Below are 17,005 nucleotides of genomic sequence, written 5' to 3'. Positions count from 1 at the left end.
GTGCGCCGTTCGACCGGACGTGAAGGATTGGACGTTCAGTCGGACGTGGCGGGCTGGCGCCGGTACTCGCTGGGGGTCTGCCCGGTCGCGCGCTTGAACGCGCTGTTGAAGGTCGACTTGCTGCCGAAGCCCGCGGCAAGCCCGATGTCCAGCACGCTGCGCGGGTCGGACGGATCGGACAGGCAGGCCTTCGCAGCCGCGATGCGGAAGCCGTTCACGAACTCGGAAAAACTCTGGCCCAGGCCCTGGTTGAGCGCCTGCGAGACCTGGTTGGGTGTCCAGCCGCTGTGATGGCTCAGCTGCTGCAGGTCCAGCCCAGGCGCTTCATGCAGGCGCTCGTCCTGCATCAACGTCGTCAGCGCGCTGGCGATGGCCGTGCATTGCGCCGCGTCGATGCCGGAACGCTGGTAGCGTGCAACGGCTGTTTCGTCGAGGGCCGCCGGCAGGCCGGCGATGACTGGCGTGGAGCTGCCGGGGGGAGCCTGCAGGAGCTGACGTACCACCCTGCAGGCCAGCAGGTACATGCCGGCGGCGGTCAGCAGGCTGAGCCCGATGCTGGCCAGCAGTGGAGCGGCGTCGGGAGGCCACCGGTTCATCGTGCTGGACAGCCAGCAGCCGGTCATGACCACGGCCAGGCCACGCAGACCCGAGCGCTGGAGGGCTGTTCCCCGTGCCGGTGACGACTTTCGCAGCGACAGCCACAGCGTGGCCAGCAGGTAGGGTGTCCCCTGCAGCAGCCAGCCATGGAAGCTGAGCTGGAACACGGCGTTGCCGAGTGGCGAAGCCTCGAAGGGCGTGAGCGCGTTCAACAGCGAGATGACGAAGGCGAGCGCGGCAGGCAGCAGATGCGCGATCGACAACGACGCGGCACCGGCCGGCGCGGGCGCCAGCAGGTCACGCGCGTGGCCATACAGCAACGGGCCCAGCAGATAGACCAGCGGCACTTCGATCACCCGCAGCCAGCGCACGGCATCGGGCGAGAGCCAGGCCTGCCCACCGAGCAGCACCAGGCCGAACAGGTTGGCGGCGGCAAAACAGGCAAGAAACGCAGTGAGCAACGGGCTGCCACGTGGCGCGCGGCCGAAGCTCACTCCGGTGGACAAGGCGGCCAGGCCAAGAATCGCAGCGCCTGCCGCCAGCTTCAGCAGATCCGGTGGCGTCATGCCCGCAGTGTTGATGAAGCGCGCAGCATCGTCCAGCGCGGGCGGGCCACGTGCAGACAGTGAAGGGGGAGAATGGCGCGCCCGGAGGGATTCGAACCCCCGACCAATGGCTTCGGAAGCCACTACTCTATCCGGCTGAGCTACGGGCGCGTTGTAGAACCAGCACGCCACCGGTCAGTACCGGGGCGGGCATCGCAGCGCCATGTGGCGGTGCGGGACGGGCATTCTATCCAGTTTCGCTGCACAAATCTCCCCCCGTCCGCAAAGTCGGGCCGAAGGCACAGGAGTATCCTAGTGCGATGGCTGATACCCCCCTTTCCGCGCCGCATTCGGCGCCGACGCCGCGTTGGCGGCACTACTGGAGTCTGATGCGCGCCGATCGCCCGATCGGCACGCTGCTGCTGCTGTGGCCCACCTGGTGGGCGTTGTGGCTGGCTGCCGGCGGCCTACCGCCGCTGTGGACCCTGTTCGTGTTCACCGCCGGCGTGTGGCTGACCCGTTCGGCCGGTTGCGTCATCAACGACTACGCCGACCGCTGGCTCGACCCGCATGTAGAACGCACCAAGGCGCGTCCGCTGGCGACCGGCGCGATCAGTGGCCGTGCTGCGCTGGCTCTGTTCGCGGTGCTGATGCTGGTGGCGTTCGGCCTGGTGCTGACCATGAACGGGCTGACCATCGGCCTGAGTTTCATCGGTGTGTTCCTGGCCGCCAGCTACCCGTACCTGAAGCGCTACACCCATCTGCCGCAGGTCTATCTGGGCATGTCGTTCGGCTGGGGCATCCCGATGGCGTTCGCTGCCGTGCAGGGCGAGGTGCCGATGCTGGGCTGGCTGCTGTATGCGGGCAACATCCTGTGGTCCACCGCCTACGACACCTGGTATGCCATGGTCGATCGCGAGGACGACCTGAAGATGGGCTCGCGCTCCACCGCGATCCTGTTCGGCGATCTCGACCTGGTGATCCAGGGCGTGCTGTACGCGCTGTTCCTGGCCACGATGGCGCTGGTCGGTCTGCGCGCCGGGTTGGGCGGGTACTACCTGGCCGGCCTGGCCGTGGCCGCCGCGCTGGTGGTGTACGAGTTCTGGATCTGCCGCAACCGCGAGCGCGGCCCGTGCTTCAAGGCGTTCCTGCACAACAACTGGGTCGGCGCGGCGCTGTTTGCCGGCATCGCGATGGACCTGGCGCTGCGCTGAGCCCAAGGTACGGTAGAGCCGGCCGCTGGCCGGCTGCACTGGTGTGCGATCCCGAGGTTGCCGGCCAGCGGCCGGCACTACCGCCTTCCGCCACCTACGACCAATAGGTGGCTGACAGCCCGCACCCTACCGCCCAGAATCGGCCCATCGAACCTGGGAGAGTAGGCGATGGCCTCGACGGCAGCAGTACAGGACGGCTGGATGGCGCGCGCAGCCTTGCGCTCGGCCGCCTGGGCGGAAAAGTGGTTCCCCGACGCGTATGTGTTCGCGGTGCTGGGCGTGGTCATCGTCGCGCTGGCCGCGACCGGCTTCGGCTCAACCCCACAGGCCACTGCACGGGCCTTCGGCGACGGCTTCTGGAGCCTGATTCCCTTCACCATGCAGATGGCCTTCGTGGTCATCGGTGGCTACGCCGTCGCCACTGCGCCGGTGGTCGCACGCTTCATCGACTTCCTGGCCCGGGTGCCGCGCACCGGCCGTGGCGCGGTGGTGTACGTGGGCCTGGTCAGCATGCTGGCCTCGCTGCTCAGCTGGGGCTTCTCGCTGGTGTTCGGCGGCCTGCTGGTACGCGCGCTGGCCCGCCGTACCGAACTGCGCATGGACTACCGCGCTGCTGGCGCCTCGGCGTATCTGGGGCTGGGTGCGGTGTGGGCGATGGGGCTGAGTTCGTCGGCCGCGCAGTTGCAGGCCAACCCGGCCAGCATGCCGCCGGGGCTGGTGGAGATCACCGGCGTGCTGCCGTTCACCGAAACCATCTTCCTGTGGCAGTCGATCGCACTGACCTCGGTGCTGATCCTGGTCTCGCTGCTGATCGCCTGGCTGACCGCACCTGCGGCCAGCAGTGCACGTACCGCCGAGGAGTTCCCCGGCGCCGCGCAGGCCGAGCCGGAACCGCTGCAGCGACGCACGCGCCCGGGCGAATGGCTCGAATACAGCCCGCTGCTGACCGTGCTGCTCTCGCTGCTGGCGTTCGGGTGGCTGTTCAACGAGTTCGCCAACAAGCCGGTGATCACCGCCATCGCCAACCTCAACACCTACAACTTCCTGTTCATTTCGCTGGGCCTGCTGCTGCACTGGCGGCCGCGCAGTTTCCTCAACGCGGTGGCCAAGGCGGTGCCGAGCACCACCGGTGTGCTGATCCAGTTCCCGCTGTACGGTGGCATTGCGATGATCCTTACCCACGCCGCCGGCGGTGACGGGCAGACCCTCGCGCACAGGCTGTCGAGCCTGTTCGTGCACGTGGCCAGCACCGATTCGTTCGCGCTGGTGATGGGCGTCTACTCGGCGGTGCTGGGCTTCTTCGTGCCGTCCGGAGGTGGCAAGTGGATCATCGAGGCGCCGTATGTGATGCAGGCCGCCAACGAACTGAAGGCGCACCTGGGCTGGGCGGTGCAGGTCTACAACGCGGCCGAAGCGCTGCCGAACCTGATCAATCCGTTCTGGATGCTGCCACTGCTGGGCGTGCTGGGGCTGAAGGCGCGAGACATCGTGGGCTTCACCTTCATCCAGCTGCTGGTGCACATTCCGCTGGTGCTGGGCCTGCTGTGGCTGCTGGGCATGACCCTGGCGTATGTGCCGCCGGTGATGCCCTGAATGCAGGGCTGGCTTTCCTGCATGACGAGGGAAGCCAGCCTCGTTCAGCGCGTGTTTCCGCCTGCGAACGCCATGAATGCGTGCCGCAGTGACGAAGGTATGAGCACATGCCGAACCCGCATGAATCCTTCATCCGCTTGTGCCGCAAGGGGCTCTGCGCGTTCATTCACGCACGTACACACAGGTGTAGCCGTCCGCCAACGCGCGATTAACTCTTCGCTGCAGACGATGGCCGCGTCCACCGCATTCCGCGCGTGGCTTTCGGAGAACGGACATGGCACAGCAGAACCAGAACCAGAACCAGAACCCGAACCAGAAACAGCAGGGTCAGCAGAGCCAGCAGGATCCACAGCAGGGACGTCGTGACCAGCAGCAGCAACAGCAGCAACAGGAACAGGATCAGCAGCGCAAGGAGCGCAACCAGCAGCAAGGCGGCCACGACGAAGAAGAATGACCACGCTGCGCACGCGGTGTGACCGGTGAAGCCCCGCCCTGTGCGGGGCTTCGCTTATTCCAGTACGCCGATGCGCTGCAGGACCGGTGCGGCTGACATGTCGTTCGGATTGGTGCCAGGCTGATCCTGCGGTACTGCCATGCCCATGCTGCGGTAGAGGTCAATCCAGTGCCGGGCGATCTCACCGGTCTGCGGGTTGCGGAAGTTCATCGGCTGCAGCGCGAACACGTGGTGCGCGCGGAAGGCGCGCTCGATGAAGTCCGAGCAGTAATAACTGTCTTCATTCAATACATAGGATGTGTTGTACGGCTTGCCCAGCATTGTGCGCGCGGTGGCGACCGCGTCCTCGATGGCTGCCTGCTGCGGCGCGCGCAGACGATAGGCCACGATCTGCCGACGCTTGGCCTGGGCCTCCTGGCGGAATTCGATCAACGATTGCCGGCGTGACCCCTTCTCATCGGCATGCAGTACCTCCCAGCCCTTCGGCGCCGAAGCCACCAGCGCGACGTGATCGAAGCTGGTCGCGCCCTGCTTGCCGGTGGCATCGTCGATGGCCGCACTCAGGCCGCTGCGACCGGCGGTGACAAACAGGAGATCGCCTTCGCGGACGTCGACTGCGCTCGCCACCGCAGGCCACAGGGCGGGCAGCAGCAGGCCGATCAGGAGCAGGAGGCGGTGCATGGGCATCTCGGGCAGGCGGAATGCCGGAATTGTATGTCGCGCGGTAGCATGGGGCGACCGAACCGGATTCAGGATGCGCCCATGCGTGGATATCGCTCCGCTGTGTCGCTGGCGCTTGTTGCAGGCATCGCCGTGACCGCCTGCACGCCAACACCCGCGCCGCCGCCTGCCCGCAGCGAATGCCCCTACGCCGAATTCGAGGGGTTCCTGAAGCACTTCGGCAACGAGATCACGCTGCAGGAAAGGGCCACCGCCGATCCACTGCTGGACAGCTATATCGATGCCGAGGCCGAGCCGGAACCGCGCAAGGTGGAAAGCCGGCTGGCGCTGGCCGACGTCGAGTGGCCGGTGATGCCTGATCCAGCAGCACTGGCCGGGCAGGGGCGCGAGATGCAGATCAGTGTGTTGGCCGATGGGCAGCGCCAGGTGCAGATCCGCACGCCGGACAGCAGCGACCAGCAGACGTATACCTTTGCGCAGGCGCCGTGCTGGACGTTGGTCAAGCGTGAGGATGAGTCGATCTGAGCCAACCGCCTGCGGTGGCTCAGTAGCCGGTCGGCCGTGATGTGGTGACGTGCCAGCCCAGTGTGTCGTCGCGCAGTTCGCCACTACCCGTCACATCGCCAACCTGCAGCAACAGCCCCTGTGCATTGGGTAGGTCCTTCTGCTCTGGGAACCAACGGCGATCGGCGGCGACCACGATCAGCAGGCCCTCGTCGTCACCCATCGGCGCGAACTGCGGCGAGGCTGGGCTGATCGGCTGCAGGCCGAAGCGCTGGCTGGACTGTTCGCGCACGGCGTCGACGTCGTGGCTGGGCAGGCCGACTTCGCTGAGGCAGGTCAGCTCACTGCCGTGGAATGCGCCTTCGCGGGTACTGGCTGGCAGGCGACGGCGACCGATCAGTTCCAGGATCAACCCATCCGGGCCGGTGAAGTACACCGACTGCGATTGCCAGCTGCTTTTCAGCGCGAAGTAGTCCAGCCCCGCTGGATTGCGCTGCAAGGGCGTGCGTTCGCGCAGCCAGGTCATCGCTTCGTCGAAGCGGTTGTCGGGCACGTTGAAGGCCAGATGCACACCGCCGACCGGGCGCCCTTCAGCTGGCTGCAGTTCGATCGTGCTCCAGCCGATGTGCACATGGTTGCCGACCACGCGCTGCTGCAGCACATCGTGGAAGTACGCGGCGACAGCGGCCACATCGGACACCGGCAGGGTGAGGTGCAGCAGGCGCATGATCGATCCTCCCTGGACGCGCCCACTGTAGCGCCGCGTCATGCTCGGCGGCCACTAGCGCAGTGTTTCGGCGAAGAATCGCACCGCTGCGACCACCGCCTGCGCATGGGTCTCCGCCTTGGGTACCGACGTGGTGCACAGGTCCGGCAACTGCTGCCGCCCGGTGGAAGTACACGTGGCCAGGAAATCGTAGTGGCCCACATTCGGCAGGCGCATCAGTACCACACCCGGAATCAACGCCTGGGCTGCCTCGCCATTGCTTTGCGGCGGCGCAACCCTGTCCGCCTCGCCCAACACGATCGATACCGGCTGCCGCAGCGACGAAAGCTGCTCCGGCGCGAATGCCTGCACGATGGCTGGCGCCAGCAGGAACACGGCGCGCACACCGGGAATCGCGCGCGCGTCGTCGGCCTGGGCGATCCACGGTGCAAGCGCAGGCGAAGCCGCAGCGGCAGCACGCGCCGTCATCGTGTGCGTGGCAGCTTCCTGCTGCGGTTGGCAGACGCCGTCATCGGGGTGCGCGGTACAGAACGCCAACAGCCGCTGCAGGTCGGGGCGTGCACCGGCGGCGAGCAGCGCGGTGTAACCACCGGCAGAGAAACCGGCCACGCCCAGCCGCGCAGGATCGACGTGCGGGCCCAGAATCGGATCGGCCTGCACGGCGGCCAGCGCAGCGCGCAGATCATCCGCGCGCAGCCAGCTTAGCATGCTGCCGGTCAGGGTCATTTCATCAGCACCGTTGTTGCCGGGATGATCGACCGCGATCACCAGGTAACCGTTCCGCGCCAGCGCCGTGCCCAGCCAGCCCATCATGCGCGCACTGCCGCCGTTACCGTGCGACAGCAACAGCGTCGGCAGGCGATCGCCCGCGACCGGCGCATTCAATGCCGAGCGACCGACATCGAACAGCGGCGCACCCGACGGGCCGATGGTCAACGCGTTCTCCCTGCTACCGGCCGGTGCCGGATACCACACCGTGTAGCGCAGGGTGTCGTGGCGCTGTGCATCACGCACGGTGGCGCTGGCCACCGTCGTGGTGCCCTGGCGCTCGCCGGCCGCTTTGGATTCGCGGGCAGTGGCGGTGGTCACCAGGCACATCAGCATCATTCCCAGCACAGCGGCGGTCATGCGCATCTTCAACTCCATGTCAGCGAGGGTTTTCGTCCACCGGTAACCAGATCTCCACGCCGCCGTTGCCGGTGTGCTCGTCGAAGCGCGTGTCGTAGCGCTCCAGATCCGGTGCGTCGGCCAGGCTGAGGCCGGAGCCGGGCAGGTACTGATCCAGCAGCCAGAACCAGGTCGAGCGGATGGCCGAGATGTGCCCGCCGTGCCAGGCCACCAGATAGCGGCGGTCCGGCACGTCCACCCGTTGCCAGTGCGCCGGCACGGTCGACAGCGCGCTGGCGGGCAGTGCAGCTATGTAATCGAAGCCACCATCGTCGTCGCTGTTGCAGCACACACCGAAGCTGATCGGAGCGGGCGTCGGCCATTCCCGGTTGAGCTGCGCCCACTGGCTGGGAATCGCACCGCCACTGTCGCGGGTATGCCGCATGCCGATGCCCACCACCTGGAAGGTGGGAGTGTCGAGCAGCCGCGGCGATTCACTGCAGGGCGCCGGCGCATCGTCCACGCGGATGGCCTGCACCAGCGCCAGGCCATCGGTGCCCTGTTCGCGTACCCGCTCCGGCGTCTGCCCGAACTGCTCGCTGAAGGCGCGGGTGAACGCTGCATGGGTGGAATAGCCGGCCCCCAGCGCGACCTGCAGGATGTCGCCGGCCCCATTGGCCAACCGTTGCGCGGCGGCGGTCAGGCGGCGCCCCCGCAGGTAACGCACCACCGAAGTACCGGTGCGGGCCTGGAACAGCCGCGACAGATGGAACGGCGATAGACCGGCCGCCGCCGCGATATCGGCTAATGCCAGCGGCTGGTCCGCATGGGTTTCGATGTACCACAACGCCTTCCCTGCCGCGCTCATCCTGCCGTTCCCCGAATCCAATGCCGGCACAGTAGCGGATCGGCAGGCGCGGCGTTTAGCAGTTCTTGCGCTGCAAAAGCTTTGCGTCTGCCTGCGTACCGACAACAATGCGCGCTTCATGGACGTTATGGAGGGCAGGGAGATGCGATCGACGATGTGGGATGCCAGGTCAGCGGAGCCCGGCCGATGATCGAACTGCTGCTTACCCTCTGGGTGCTGCCCAGTCTGCTGACCCTGGCGCTGCTGATGCTGATGTTGGTCCGCGCGCCACGTTGGCGGGGCAATCCCTGGGTGTACCGTGTCGGCTTCGCGTTGCTGGGCGGGTTTCTGACACCGACGTTGTTGGGGGCCGGTCACGGTGGGATGCCGTGCGCGACCATCGGCGGACTTGTGATGGTGCTTATGCATCTGGAATGGATCGGCGATCTGAAGGTCGACGTCATGGGCTTTGGCACCACGCACATCTGGATCATGACCACGCCGTCCCTGGTGGTATTCGCCGGCATGATGTTCGTCCCGCTGCGAACGGCATGGCCGGCGCACTTTGGCTCCGGGGGCGACGCCGTGGGTTAGCTTCCGGCACATCATCCACGCATGGCGTGGATCTACTGTGTCCGGTGCTCGCCGATGTGGGCCGGCACATCGCCCATGGATGGCGTAAATCCATGGCGGGATACGCCTGCCAGTAGATCCACGCCATGCGTGGATGCCTTTCGCCCAACAAGCGATCACGCATCAAGTTGTCGTACTGACGTCATGCCTCCTTCACAGATCGCGCCGAGACTGCGCGCCTTGTCCAGCCCTGCCACACCCCTGCAGGCGCTGGCCCTGTCGCGTCCTCCCGGAGCCCTGCCGTGCATCGTTCGAAGCTTTCGCGTTCCATCCTCCTTGCCCTTTCCATGGCCAGCGCAGGAGGCGCGATCGCAGCGGAGGCCGATGCGGTCGATGCCGCAGGCGGCAGCCGCGCGGCACCCACCCAGCTCGACGCGATGCTGGTCACTGGCACCCGGGCGTCCAACCGCACCCAGTTCGAAACGCTGGCGCCGGTGGACGTGTTCACCAAGGAAGACATCCGCTCGGTTGACTCGACCGACCTGAAGGACGTGCTGGCCCAGCTGGTGCCGTCGTTCGTGGTGCAGCGCCTGCCGATGGCCGATGGCCAGGTGTTCGTGCGCCCGGCCACCCTGCGCGGGCTGTCGCCCGACCAGACCCTGGTGCTGGTCAACGGTCGCCGCTTCCACCGCAGCGCACTGCTCGGCAACCGTGGCGCGCAGGCGGCCGACCTCGCACAGATTCCGACCAGCGCGATCAAGCGCATCGAGGTGCTGCGCGATGGCGCGTCGGCACAGTACGGCTCGGATGCCATCGCCGGTGTCATCAACATCATTCTCGAAGACGGTCCCGGCACCGAGATCAACGCCGGCTACTCGCAGTATGCGCAGGGCGACGGTGCGTCGCGCGATTTCAGTGCGCGCACCGGTTGGTCGCTGGGCGACTACGGCAGCCTGGTGCTGTTCGCCGAATCGTCGAACTCCGATGCCACCTCGCGCACCCGCCAGCGCCCGGACGCCATCGCCTTCCAGGCAGCGCATCCCGAGCTGGAGGTGCCCAACCCGGTGCAGCGCTGGGGCCAGCCGGAACTGGAAAGCCGCCGCGTCGGCTTCAACGTGAAGGCTCATGCCAGCGATACGCTGGAGCTCTATGCCTTCGGCCTGTACAGCCACAGCGATGGCGTCAGCGATTTCAACTGGCGCAATCCGGATACCACCACCGGTGCCTATCGCAGCACGCCGATCTTCCCGGGCTGGAACCTGCGCTCGCTGTACCCGGTGGGTTTCAGCCCGCAGTATGGCAACGTCCAGAACGATCTGCAGCTGGTCGGCGGCCTGCGCGGTGAGATCACACCGAAGCTGCGCTGGGATGTCAGCGCCTCGTATGGCCGCAACGCCATCGATTACAGCCTGAAGAACTCGATCAATGCCTCGCTCGGCCCGGCCAGCCCGACTGACTTCGATCTCGGCCGCCTGACCCAGACCGAGAAGAACGCCAACGCCGATTTCAACTACGAATGGGACGTGGCCGCGCTGTCCAAGCCGATCAACGTCGCCTTCGGTGGCGAGTTCCGCCAGGAAACCTACCAGGTACGCGCCGGCGATCCGGCCTCGTACGCGGTGGGGCCGGGTGCCGCCGCCGGGTTGGAAGCCAACTCCAACGGCGCGCCGGGCTTCTCGGCCAGCCAGGCCGGGCAGTGGAGCCAGCGTAGCAAGGCCGCCTATGTGGATATGGAAGTACCGCTGGGCGAACGTTGGAGCATTGGTGCAGCAAGCCGCTACGAAGACTTCTCCAGCTTTGGCAGCACGCTGGATGGCAAGTTGTCGGCGCGCTTTGCGATCACCCCTGACGTGGCCCTGCGCGGTACCGTGTCCACCGGCTTCCGTGCACCGACGCCGGCGCAGCTCAACACCACCAGCACCACGCAGGGCCTGGATACGCGCACGCTGCAGATCTTCACCAGTGGCCGCCTGTCGCCGAACGACCCGCTGGCGCAGCTGCTCGGCGCCCAGCCGCTGAAGCCGGAAGAGTCGCGCACCGCGTCGCTGGGCCTGACCTGGCGCACCGACCTGGGCCTGTCCGGTTCGGTGGATGTCTACCAGATCAAGCTCACCGACCGCTTCAGCCAGTCGGCCAGCTTCGCCATCCCGGCCGGGACACCCAACCCGCTGGGCTACACCTCGGTGAACTACTTCACCAACGATTTCGACACCACCACCACCGGCGTGGACGTGGTCGGCAATTACCTGCGCGACCTCGGCGCCGGCCGCATGACGCTGACCCTGGCCTACAACTACAACCAGACCCGCGTGGACAACGGCAGCACATCGGTGGCGACCAACGAAACCCAGCGCGTGCTGTTCGAAGACCGCCTGCCCGAGCACAAGGGCAGCCTCACCGGCAGCTGGGACATCGGTGCCTGGTCGCTGATGGCGCGCATGCGCTATTACGGTGCCTGGACCGATTCCAGCGGCAACGCGGCGGGCGATATCTACCAGCGCTTCGGCGCGATGAGCTTCCTCGACCTGGCGGTGGGCTACCGCATCAATGAGCACCACAGCCTGCGCGTCGGTGCGGACAACGTGCTCGACCGCTATCCGGATGAGGCCACTTTCCAGGCCAGTCGCGGTCTGGTCTACTCGCGCAACGCGCCGTACGACACCGACGGCGCCAATCTGTACGCGCAGTATCGGCTGACCTTCTGATGGACAGCCGTCGCCGCACCCTGCTGCGTGCTGGCGCATTGCTGCCGGCCGCAGCGGCGCTGTCTTCACTGTCTGCCACGGCCGCCGCGCGCTACGCTGCACCCATGCAGATTCCCGCAACGACCGTGGCGCCGGACGCGCTGGCCCGCGATGAAAGCTACTGGGCCGCCGTGGCCAGCCACTTCGATATCACCGATGAAGTGAACCACCTGGAGAACGGTTACTGGGGCGCGATGGGGCGCGAGACGTTGGCCAGCTACCAGCGGCACACCGCGGAGGTGAACCGTGGAAACGCCTGGTACGGGCGCCGCGCGTTTCCGGCGCAGTACATGGCGGTACATCGCCAGGTGGCCGAGCTGCTCGGTGTGGGCGTTGATGAGATCGCACTGACCCGTGGCGCCACCGAGGCGATGCTGGCGCTGATCGGCGGCTATAACCGGCTGCAGCCGGGCGACCAGGTGCTGTTTGCCGACATCGACTACGACAGCATGATCGGCGCCATGCGCTGGTTGCAGCAGCGTCGCGGCGCGCAGGTCGAGCGCATCGCGCTGCCGGCGGTGCCCGATCGCGCGCAGATCCTGCAGGCCTACGATGCCGCGTTCGCACGACTACCGCGGCTGAAGCTGGTGCTGCTGACCCAGGTCAGCCACCGCCATGGACTGGTGCTGCCGGTGGCGGAGATCGCCGAGCGCGCACGTGCGCGCGGTATCGATGTGATCGTCGATGCGGCGCATGGCTTCGGCCAGATCGACTACGCGGTGCCGCAGCTGAAGTCTGATTTCGTCGGTATCAATCTGCACAAGTGGATCGGTGCGCCGGTCGGTGTCGGCGCGATGTACGTGCGCAGGGGACGTGTGGCGGATCTGGACCCGTACATGGGCGAGACCGACGACGGCCGTGTCGGCAGCCGCGTGCATACCGGCACGGTCAACTTCGCCGCCTATCTGGCGCTGCCGGAAGCGATCGCCCTGCACCAACGTATTGGGGCGGCCAACAAGCAGGCGCGCCTGCGCTACCTGCGCGAGCGCTGGACGGTACCGGCGCGGAAGATGGCGCATATCGAAGTGCTGTCCTCGCCGGACCCGGCGCTGGCCAGTGCGCTGGCCAGCTTCCGCCTGCGCGGGCAGGCCAGCGTGGCCGACAACATCGCGCTGCAGAAGCGCCTGCTGGACGAGCACCGCGTGTTCACCACCCATCGCGATGGGCTGGAATCGGGCGCCTGCGTGCGGGTGACGCCGTCGGTGTTCACCCGGCCGCAGCAGATGGACGCGTTGGTGCAGACGCTGGCGGCGTTGGCCTGACCCCGCTTTGGTAGATGCCAACCTTGGTTGGCACCGCATCCACGCATGGCGTGGATCTACCGGGCCTCCGACGGGCCGGTGGGCGCCGACCGTTGGTCGGCACATCCCATCCCCGTCTACCGATCAATCGCCGGCAACGCATCGGACAACAACAACCGATCGATCCGCCGCAACGCACTCTCCAGCTGCCGACGATCCGCGGCCAGCCCCAGCGACAGCCGCACGCCGTTCTGATGCAGCACCCCTGGCGGGCAGAACGCCGACGACGGCGCGATCGCCAGCCCCTGCAGCTGCGCAGTGCGCACCAGGGTCGCATCGGTCCATGGTGCAGGTACCCGGCACCACGCGTGCAGCCCTTCAGCGCGCACCAGCAGCGATGGCGCCAACAGGTAGCGCGCCATGCGTGTGCGCTCGCGCGCTTCATTGCGCACCTGCGCCAGCAGCGCCTGCGCCGAGCCATCCAGCAGCAACTGGCTGGCCAGCGCCGAGACCAGCGGATGCCCCATCAAGCGCGTGGCACGCAGTGCCGATGCCATGGCTTCGGCGTGTGCCGCACCCGGACACCGCACGAAGGCGGTGCGCAGGCCGGGGCTGATCACTTTCGACAGCGTCGCCACATGGAACACGTGGCGCGGTGCCAGCGTTGCCAGCGGCGTCGGCGGGGCTTCCGCCAGGTGCCAGTAGGGGTCATCCTCGATCGCCAGCAGCGCTTGGCTTTCCAACACGCGTGCCAGTGCCTGGCGCCGTTGTAGCGGCAGCGTCAGCGCGGTCGGGTTCTGGCAGGTGGGGTTGAGATAGACCAACCGCGCACCACTTTCATGCGCCTGCCGCGCCAGTGCATCGGGGCACATGCCATGCTCGTCACCGGCCACCGGTATCAGCCGTCGCCCGAGCGCCGCCGTCGCCTGCAGCAGGCCCGGGTAGACCAGCGCGTCGCACAGGATCGCATCGCCATCACGACTCTGGCTGACCAGGATCGCCGCCAGTGCCACTTGTGCGCCCTCGGTCAGCAGCAGGCAGGCATCGTCCACCACGCCCAGCATCGGCTGCAGCCAGCGCGCCGCCGCGTGGCGGTCGGTGGGGTTGCCTCCCCCCAGGTGATAGGTCATCAGGTTCGGTGCGTTGCTGCGTGCAAGCACGGCGGCCGCGCCGCGACGCAGCGTCTCGGCCAGCGCATCGGCATCGGGCACCGGCGGCACGTTCATGCTCAGATCCACCACCTGCTCGAACCCGGCTTTGGGCGGCGCGATGAAACTACCCTGCGGGCCACGCGTTTCGATCAGGCCGCGCTTGCGTGCTTCGTCGAATGCGCGGGTGACGGTGGTCAGGTCGATGCCCAGCTGCTGCGCCAACGCGCGCTGCGAGGGCAGGCGTTGTCCGGGGGCAAGGCCGCCGCGGCGTACCGTGCGTTCCAGTGAGTTGACGATGCGCAGGTAGATCGGCCCGTTGTGCGCCAGTACGTCCTGTACCCATTCGCGGGCTGCGACATCCGGTCGCGGCATGTACGGAGCATGTCGGGGCGTATCGTTGCTTCCAACGGCGGGAGCCTGTCCATAACCATCGGTCGGTTCGGACAGGTGACCGCCGTTGTTGTTTGCGGCGCGCGCGCCGGCCAGCCTCCATGATGTCATTGCGCGTCCTCAGCGCTTGGCCTGCCACGGGCAATAGCAGCCCACGGCCAGCAGTCCTTTCGGGCGCACGGTTTCACCGCGCACCAGTTTGTCCAGCAGCGGCTCGACAAAGCTGTTGGCCGAGTTGCACACCATGCCGATGCTGTAGGGGCCAGCATAGGCAAGGTGGCCGCGCCGGTCCCAGATCGCCACCGCAGGGCTGGCCGGAATGTGCTCGATGCCGTCGAGGGTCGGCAGGTTGATCACCTTGCTGCGCAGTGGCTCGGGCAGCTCGCCCTGCGTTCCCGGGCGGCGGATCGCATAGAAGTCGATGCCGGCGCGGCGGTACATGCTGATCAGGTAGCTCAGGTGCGCACCGGTTTCACGATTGCACACGCCGCAGGCCGGGTCCCAGAAATGCACCACGCGGATGCGTCCGGTGTCGCCGGCCAGCTCGGCCGGCAGCCGCAACTGCGAGTCATCGAAGACGATGGCCTGTTCGGTGAACGTGGATTGTTCGCCATAACCGAAGTACTGCCACAGCGCCGCCGCAACCCCGGCCATGAACAGGCAGGCGAGGGCGATCATCGTTGGCAGCAGCCAGCGGCGGCGCGGCGCGGCTGCGCCCATCAGGAATCTTCCCCGCCGAACTTGTGCACGTACTGCTTGCGCATCTCGCGGCAGGAATCGGCCTGCGCACGACGCTGGATCTCGCTACGCGACTGATCCTCGCTGCGCTGCACGCATTGCTCGATGGCGTGGCGTTCGGCGGCCTGCACGCCGGCGGTCTGTGGCTGCAGGCAGACCCAGGCAAGCGCGGCCAGCATCAAGGCGACGAAGGCGGCGCAGCCGCCCATCACCAGGTGGAACTTCAGCTTCTCGGCGCGCATCGCGGCACATCCCTTCATCCATACATTGCATACAAAATATCATCTTGTATGGATATTGCCCATGCGCCAGGCTCAGACAATGGCGTTGTGGCGTGCCTCGGGGACCTCGGACAGGATCTCGTTCAGTTTGGCCAGGGCGCCCGCCAGCGCACCCTGGTCGACCGCACCGCCCAGCGACAGGCGGATGGCGTTGCCCGGCGGCGGTTCTTCCACGCTGAAGGCATCGGAGCTGGCGATGCCCAGGCCTTGCTCCTGGGCGGCCTGGATCAGCCGGTACTGGTCCAGCCGCGGCGGCAGCGGCAGCCACACATGCAGGCCGGCCGGGTGGGCCCGGGCGCGCGCGGGCAGGTACTGCGCCGCAATGCTCTGGCGTTCGCGAAGTTCCTGCTGGAAGCGCTGCACCATGTCCTGGGCCTGGCCGCTGCGGATCCACTGCGACGCCACGGCCACCATCGACTGGGTCGGCATCAGCGCGATCGCGCGCAATGCATCCAGCACCGGTTCCATCGGCTCGCCGGCCGGGACCACCAGATAGGCGGTGCGCAGCCCCGGCGCCAGGCACTTGGACAGGGTAGAGATGTAGTAGACCGGACAGCCGGCGTCGCGGTGTGCGGCCAGCGGCGGCGCGGCATCTCCGGCGAGCAGCCAGTAGGGATCGTCCTCGATCACGGTCAGATCGTGGCGTTTGGCGACTGCCAACAGCGCCTGCCGGCGCTGCGCCGACATCGTCGCCGTGGTCGGGTTCTGGATGGTCGGCACGAGGTACAGCAGGCGTGGGCGGCGCAGCTGGCAGGCCTCTTCCAACGCTTCCGGCAGCATGCCTTCGGCGTCCATCGCCACCGGCACCACACCCCGCTGCAGCACGCGCGCGGCAGCCAGCAGACCGGGGTAGGTCAACGGCTCGGCGGCAATCAGCTCGCCCGGCTGGGTGCGGGCCAGGATCAGCGCGCACAGCGCAGTCTGCGCGCCGGGGCAGATCACCACCTGATCGGCGCCCACGCGGCCCAGCATCGGCGCCAGCCATTGCACGGCGGCAGCGCGGTCTTCGCGGGTGCCGGCGCCAACGTGGTAACTCATCAGCTCGCCCTGGCCGAGTTGCTGGCCGAGGTGCTGGAAGCCGGCCTCCAGACCCTGCGCGAACGGTGCGCTGCCCAGTAGCGGCGGGATGTTCATGCTCAGGTCGACCGAGGTGCTGCGGTTGCCGGCGGAGCGTGCGATGAAGGTGCCGCCGGCGCCCTGAGCATCCAGCAGGCCGGCCTGGCGCAGCTCGGCGAAGGCGCGGGTGACCGTGGTCAGGTCCACGCCCACCTGCTGGGCCAGGTCGCGTTGCGGCGGCAGGCGGTCGCCCGGGCGCAGCACGCCGTCGTCCACCGCCTCGCGCACCTGCTGGGCAATCTGCAGGTACAGCGGGCCGGCGCCCTCACGGAAGGGGCGAACCCAGGTCCGGTTCGGGTGTTTCAGGCGGCGGCCGGCGGCAGAAGGCGTCATCGGTCAGTTTTTCCATACGTGCAGATGCACAAGTCCATACAATCATGTATCTTGTATGGGCTTGATTGGAGTGGATCGCCATTTTGTAGGCGGCCTCGTACCCACAGTGTAGCCGCTCCACGCCCGGGCGCTGCGCAGGCGAGCCGGTCAAGCGTGCTTCTTCAACAGG

Annotated in this window: 16 protein-coding genes and 1 tRNA gene; 7 read left to right on the top strand and 10 right to left on the bottom strand. The window is 67.3% G+C overall.

The features are described 5' to 3' along the window. Positions 1 to 35: 35 nt before the first annotated feature. The gene (locus tag ABH900_RS05310) at positions 36 to 1,163 is read right to left on the bottom strand and encodes a helix-turn-helix domain-containing protein (protein WP_429621857.1); all 1,128 of its coding nucleotides are present in this window, start codon (positions 1,161 to 1,163) and stop codon (positions 36 to 38) included. A 73-nt stretch (positions 1,164 to 1,236) separates the two neighbouring features. Next, positions 1,237 to 1,313, bottom strand: a tRNA-Arg gene (locus ABH900_RS05305). A 149-nt stretch (positions 1,314 to 1,462) separates the two neighbouring features. Here ABH900_RS05305 and ubiA point away from each other — a divergent pair. The 3 genes from ubiA (at position 1,463) to ABH900_RS05290 (ending at position 4,403) form a co-directional block, all read left to right on the top strand. Beyond that, on the top strand, positions 1,463 to 2,356 hold the full coding sequence (gene ubiA, locus ABH900_RS05300; protein WP_429621856.1) for a 4-hydroxybenzoate octaprenyltransferase: 894 nt from the start codon (positions 1,463 to 1,465) through the stop codon (positions 2,354 to 2,356). A gap of 168 nt (positions 2,357 to 2,524) precedes the next feature. Continuing rightward, on the top strand, positions 2,525 to 3,949 hold the full coding sequence (locus tag ABH900_RS05295; protein ID WP_429621855.1) for a short-chain fatty acid transporter: 1,425 nt from the start codon (positions 2,525 to 2,527) through the stop codon (positions 3,947 to 3,949). Positions 3,950 to 4,223: 274 nt separating this feature from the next. After that, a complete protein-coding gene (locus ABH900_RS05290; protein WP_429621854.1) occupies positions 4,224 to 4,403 on the top strand; it encodes a hypothetical protein in 180 nt (59 codons plus the stop codon). 54 nt (positions 4,404 to 4,457) lie between these two features. Here the strand turns inward: ABH900_RS05290 and ABH900_RS05285 are convergent, their stop codons facing one another. Then, positions 4,458 to 5,084 carry a YiiX/YebB-like N1pC/P60 family cysteine hydrolase gene (locus ABH900_RS05285; RefSeq protein WP_429621853.1) on the bottom strand — a complete coding sequence of 209 codons (627 nt, stop codon included), beginning with the start codon at positions 5,082 to 5,084 and terminating at the stop codon, positions 4,458 to 4,460. Between the two features lie 81 nt (positions 5,085 to 5,165). Between ABH900_RS05285 and ABH900_RS05280 the strand changes: the two genes are divergently transcribed. After that, on the top strand, positions 5,166 to 5,609 hold the full coding sequence (locus ABH900_RS05280) for a hypothetical protein (protein WP_429621852.1): 444 nt from the start codon (positions 5,166 to 5,168) through the stop codon (positions 5,607 to 5,609). Between the two features lie 19 nt (positions 5,610 to 5,628). Here ABH900_RS05280 and ABH900_RS05275 read toward each other — a convergent pair whose 3' ends face one another. The 3 genes from ABH900_RS05275 to ABH900_RS05265 are packed head-to-tail and all read right to left on the bottom strand — an operon-like array spanning position 5,629 to position 8,290. Beyond that, positions 5,629 to 6,315: a VOC family protein gene (locus ABH900_RS05275; RefSeq protein WP_429621851.1), complete on the bottom strand. Its 687-nt coding sequence runs from the start codon at positions 6,313 to 6,315 to the stop codon at positions 5,629 to 5,631. Positions 6,316 to 6,369: 54 nt separating this feature from the next. Further along, on the bottom strand, positions 6,370 to 7,449 hold the full coding sequence (locus tag ABH900_RS05270; protein ID WP_429621850.1) for an alpha/beta hydrolase family protein: 1,080 nt from the start codon (positions 7,447 to 7,449) through the stop codon (positions 6,370 to 6,372). 13 nt (positions 7,450 to 7,462) lie between these two features. Beyond that, positions 7,463 to 8,290 (bottom strand): AraC family transcriptional regulator, encoded by an 828-nt coding sequence (locus ABH900_RS05265; protein ID WP_429621849.1) that lies wholly within the window; start codon positions 8,288 to 8,290, stop codon positions 7,463 to 7,465. A gap of 186 nt (positions 8,291 to 8,476) precedes the next feature. Here ABH900_RS05265 and ABH900_RS05260 point away from each other — a divergent pair, with 186 nt between their 5' ends. The 3 genes from ABH900_RS05260 (at position 8,477) to ABH900_RS05250 (ending at position 12,848) form a co-directional block, all read left to right on the top strand. Beyond that, positions 8,477 to 8,863, top strand: a complete 387-nt coding sequence (locus ABH900_RS05260; RefSeq protein WP_429621848.1) for a hypothetical protein — start codon at positions 8,477 to 8,479, stop codon at positions 8,861 to 8,863. Between the two features lie 281 nt (positions 8,864 to 9,144). Then, the gene (locus ABH900_RS05255; RefSeq protein ID WP_429621847.1) at positions 9,145 to 11,547 is read left to right on the top strand and encodes a TonB-dependent receptor plug domain-containing protein; all 2,403 of its coding nucleotides are present in this window, start codon (positions 9,145 to 9,147) and stop codon (positions 11,545 to 11,547) included. Further along, complete coding sequence (locus ABH900_RS05250) at positions 11,547 to 12,848, top strand: aminotransferase class V-fold PLP-dependent enzyme (protein ID WP_429621846.1); 1,302 nt, start codon at positions 11,547 to 11,549, stop codon at positions 12,846 to 12,848. Before ABH900_RS05255 ends, ABH900_RS05250 begins: the two co-directional genes overlap by 1 nt. Before the next feature lie 116 nt (positions 12,849 to 12,964). Here ABH900_RS05250 and ABH900_RS05245 read toward each other — a convergent pair whose 3' ends face one another. The 4 genes from ABH900_RS05245 to ABH900_RS05230 form a co-directional block, all read right to left on the bottom strand. Next, complete coding sequence (locus tag ABH900_RS05245; RefSeq protein WP_429621845.1) at positions 12,965 to 14,479, bottom strand: PLP-dependent aminotransferase family protein; 1,515 nt, start codon at positions 14,477 to 14,479, stop codon at positions 12,965 to 12,967. 9 nt (positions 14,480 to 14,488) lie between these two features. Continuing rightward, entirely contained in the window at positions 14,489 to 15,088 is a 600-nt protein-coding gene (locus ABH900_RS05240; RefSeq protein WP_429621844.1) for a DUF6436 domain-containing protein, read from the bottom strand. Then, positions 15,088 to 15,348 (bottom strand): hypothetical protein, encoded by a 261-nt coding sequence (locus ABH900_RS05235; protein ID WP_429621843.1) that lies wholly within the window; start codon positions 15,346 to 15,348, stop codon positions 15,088 to 15,090. Before ABH900_RS05235 ends, ABH900_RS05240 begins: the two co-directional genes overlap by 1 nt. Before the next feature lie 72 nt (positions 15,349 to 15,420). Next, complete coding sequence (locus tag ABH900_RS05230) at positions 15,421 to 16,836, bottom strand: PLP-dependent aminotransferase family protein (protein ID WP_429621842.1); 1,416 nt, start codon at positions 16,834 to 16,836, stop codon at positions 15,421 to 15,423. Positions 16,837 to 17,005: the final 169 nt, after the last annotated feature.

The organism is Stenotrophomonas sp. AN71, assembly GCF_050435725.1.
In the GTDB taxonomy this organism is placed as follows: domain Bacteria; phylum Pseudomonadota; class Gammaproteobacteria; order Xanthomonadales; family Xanthomonadaceae; genus Stenotrophomonas.
The sequence above is the reverse complement of the archived record's forward strand: the minus strand, read 5'-3'. Positions and strand labels throughout refer to the sequence as shown.

Bases quoted from the DNA above. Each gene is read 5' to 3' on its own strand.
- ABH900_RS05310 (WP_429621857.1), bottom strand. From the start codon at position 1,163: ATGACGCCACCGGATCTGCTGAAGCTGGCGGCAGGCGCTGCGATTCTT.
- ubiA (WP_429621856.1), top strand. From the start codon at position 1,463: ATGGCTGATACCCCCCTTTCCGCGCCGCATTCGGCGCCGACGCCGCGT.
- ABH900_RS05295 (WP_429621855.1), top strand. From the start codon at position 2,525: ATGGCCTCGACGGCAGCAGTACAGGACGGCTGGATGGCGCGCGCAGCC.
- ABH900_RS05290 (WP_429621854.1), top strand. From the start codon at position 4,224: ATGGCACAGCAGAACCAGAACCAGAACCAGAACCCGAACCAGAAACAG.
- ABH900_RS05285 (WP_429621853.1), bottom strand. From the start codon at position 5,084: ATGCACCGCCTCCTGCTCCTGATCGGCCTGCTGCTGCCCGCCCTGTGG.
- ABH900_RS05280 (WP_429621852.1), top strand. From the start codon at position 5,166: ATGCGTGGATATCGCTCCGCTGTGTCGCTGGCGCTTGTTGCAGGCATC.
- ABH900_RS05275 (WP_429621851.1), bottom strand. From the start codon at position 6,315: ATGCGCCTGCTGCACCTCACCCTGCCGGTGTCCGATGTGGCCGCTGTC.
- ABH900_RS05270 (WP_429621850.1), bottom strand. From the start codon at position 7,449: ATGCGCATGACCGCCGCTGTGCTGGGAATGATGCTGATGTGCCTGGTG.
- ABH900_RS05265 (WP_429621849.1), bottom strand. From the start codon at position 8,290: ATGAGCGCGGCAGGGAAGGCGTTGTGGTACATCGAAACCCATGCGGAC.
- ABH900_RS05260 (WP_429621848.1), top strand. From the start codon at position 8,477: ATGATCGAACTGCTGCTTACCCTCTGGGTGCTGCCCAGTCTGCTGACC.
- ABH900_RS05250 (WP_429621846.1), top strand. From the start codon at position 11,547: ATGGACAGCCGTCGCCGCACCCTGCTGCGTGCTGGCGCATTGCTGCCG.
- ABH900_RS05245 (WP_429621845.1), bottom strand. From the start codon at position 14,479: ATGACATCATGGAGGCTGGCCGGCGCGCGCGCCGCAAACAACAACGGC.
- ABH900_RS05240 (WP_429621844.1), bottom strand. From the start codon at position 15,088: ATGGGCGCAGCCGCGCCGCGCCGCCGCTGGCTGCTGCCAACGATGATC.
- ABH900_RS05235 (WP_429621843.1), bottom strand. From the start codon at position 15,348: ATGCGCGCCGAGAAGCTGAAGTTCCACCTGGTGATGGGCGGCTGCGCC.
- ABH900_RS05230 (WP_429621842.1), bottom strand. From the start codon at position 16,836: ATGACGCCTTCTGCCGCCGGCCGCCGCCTGAAACACCCGAACCGGACC.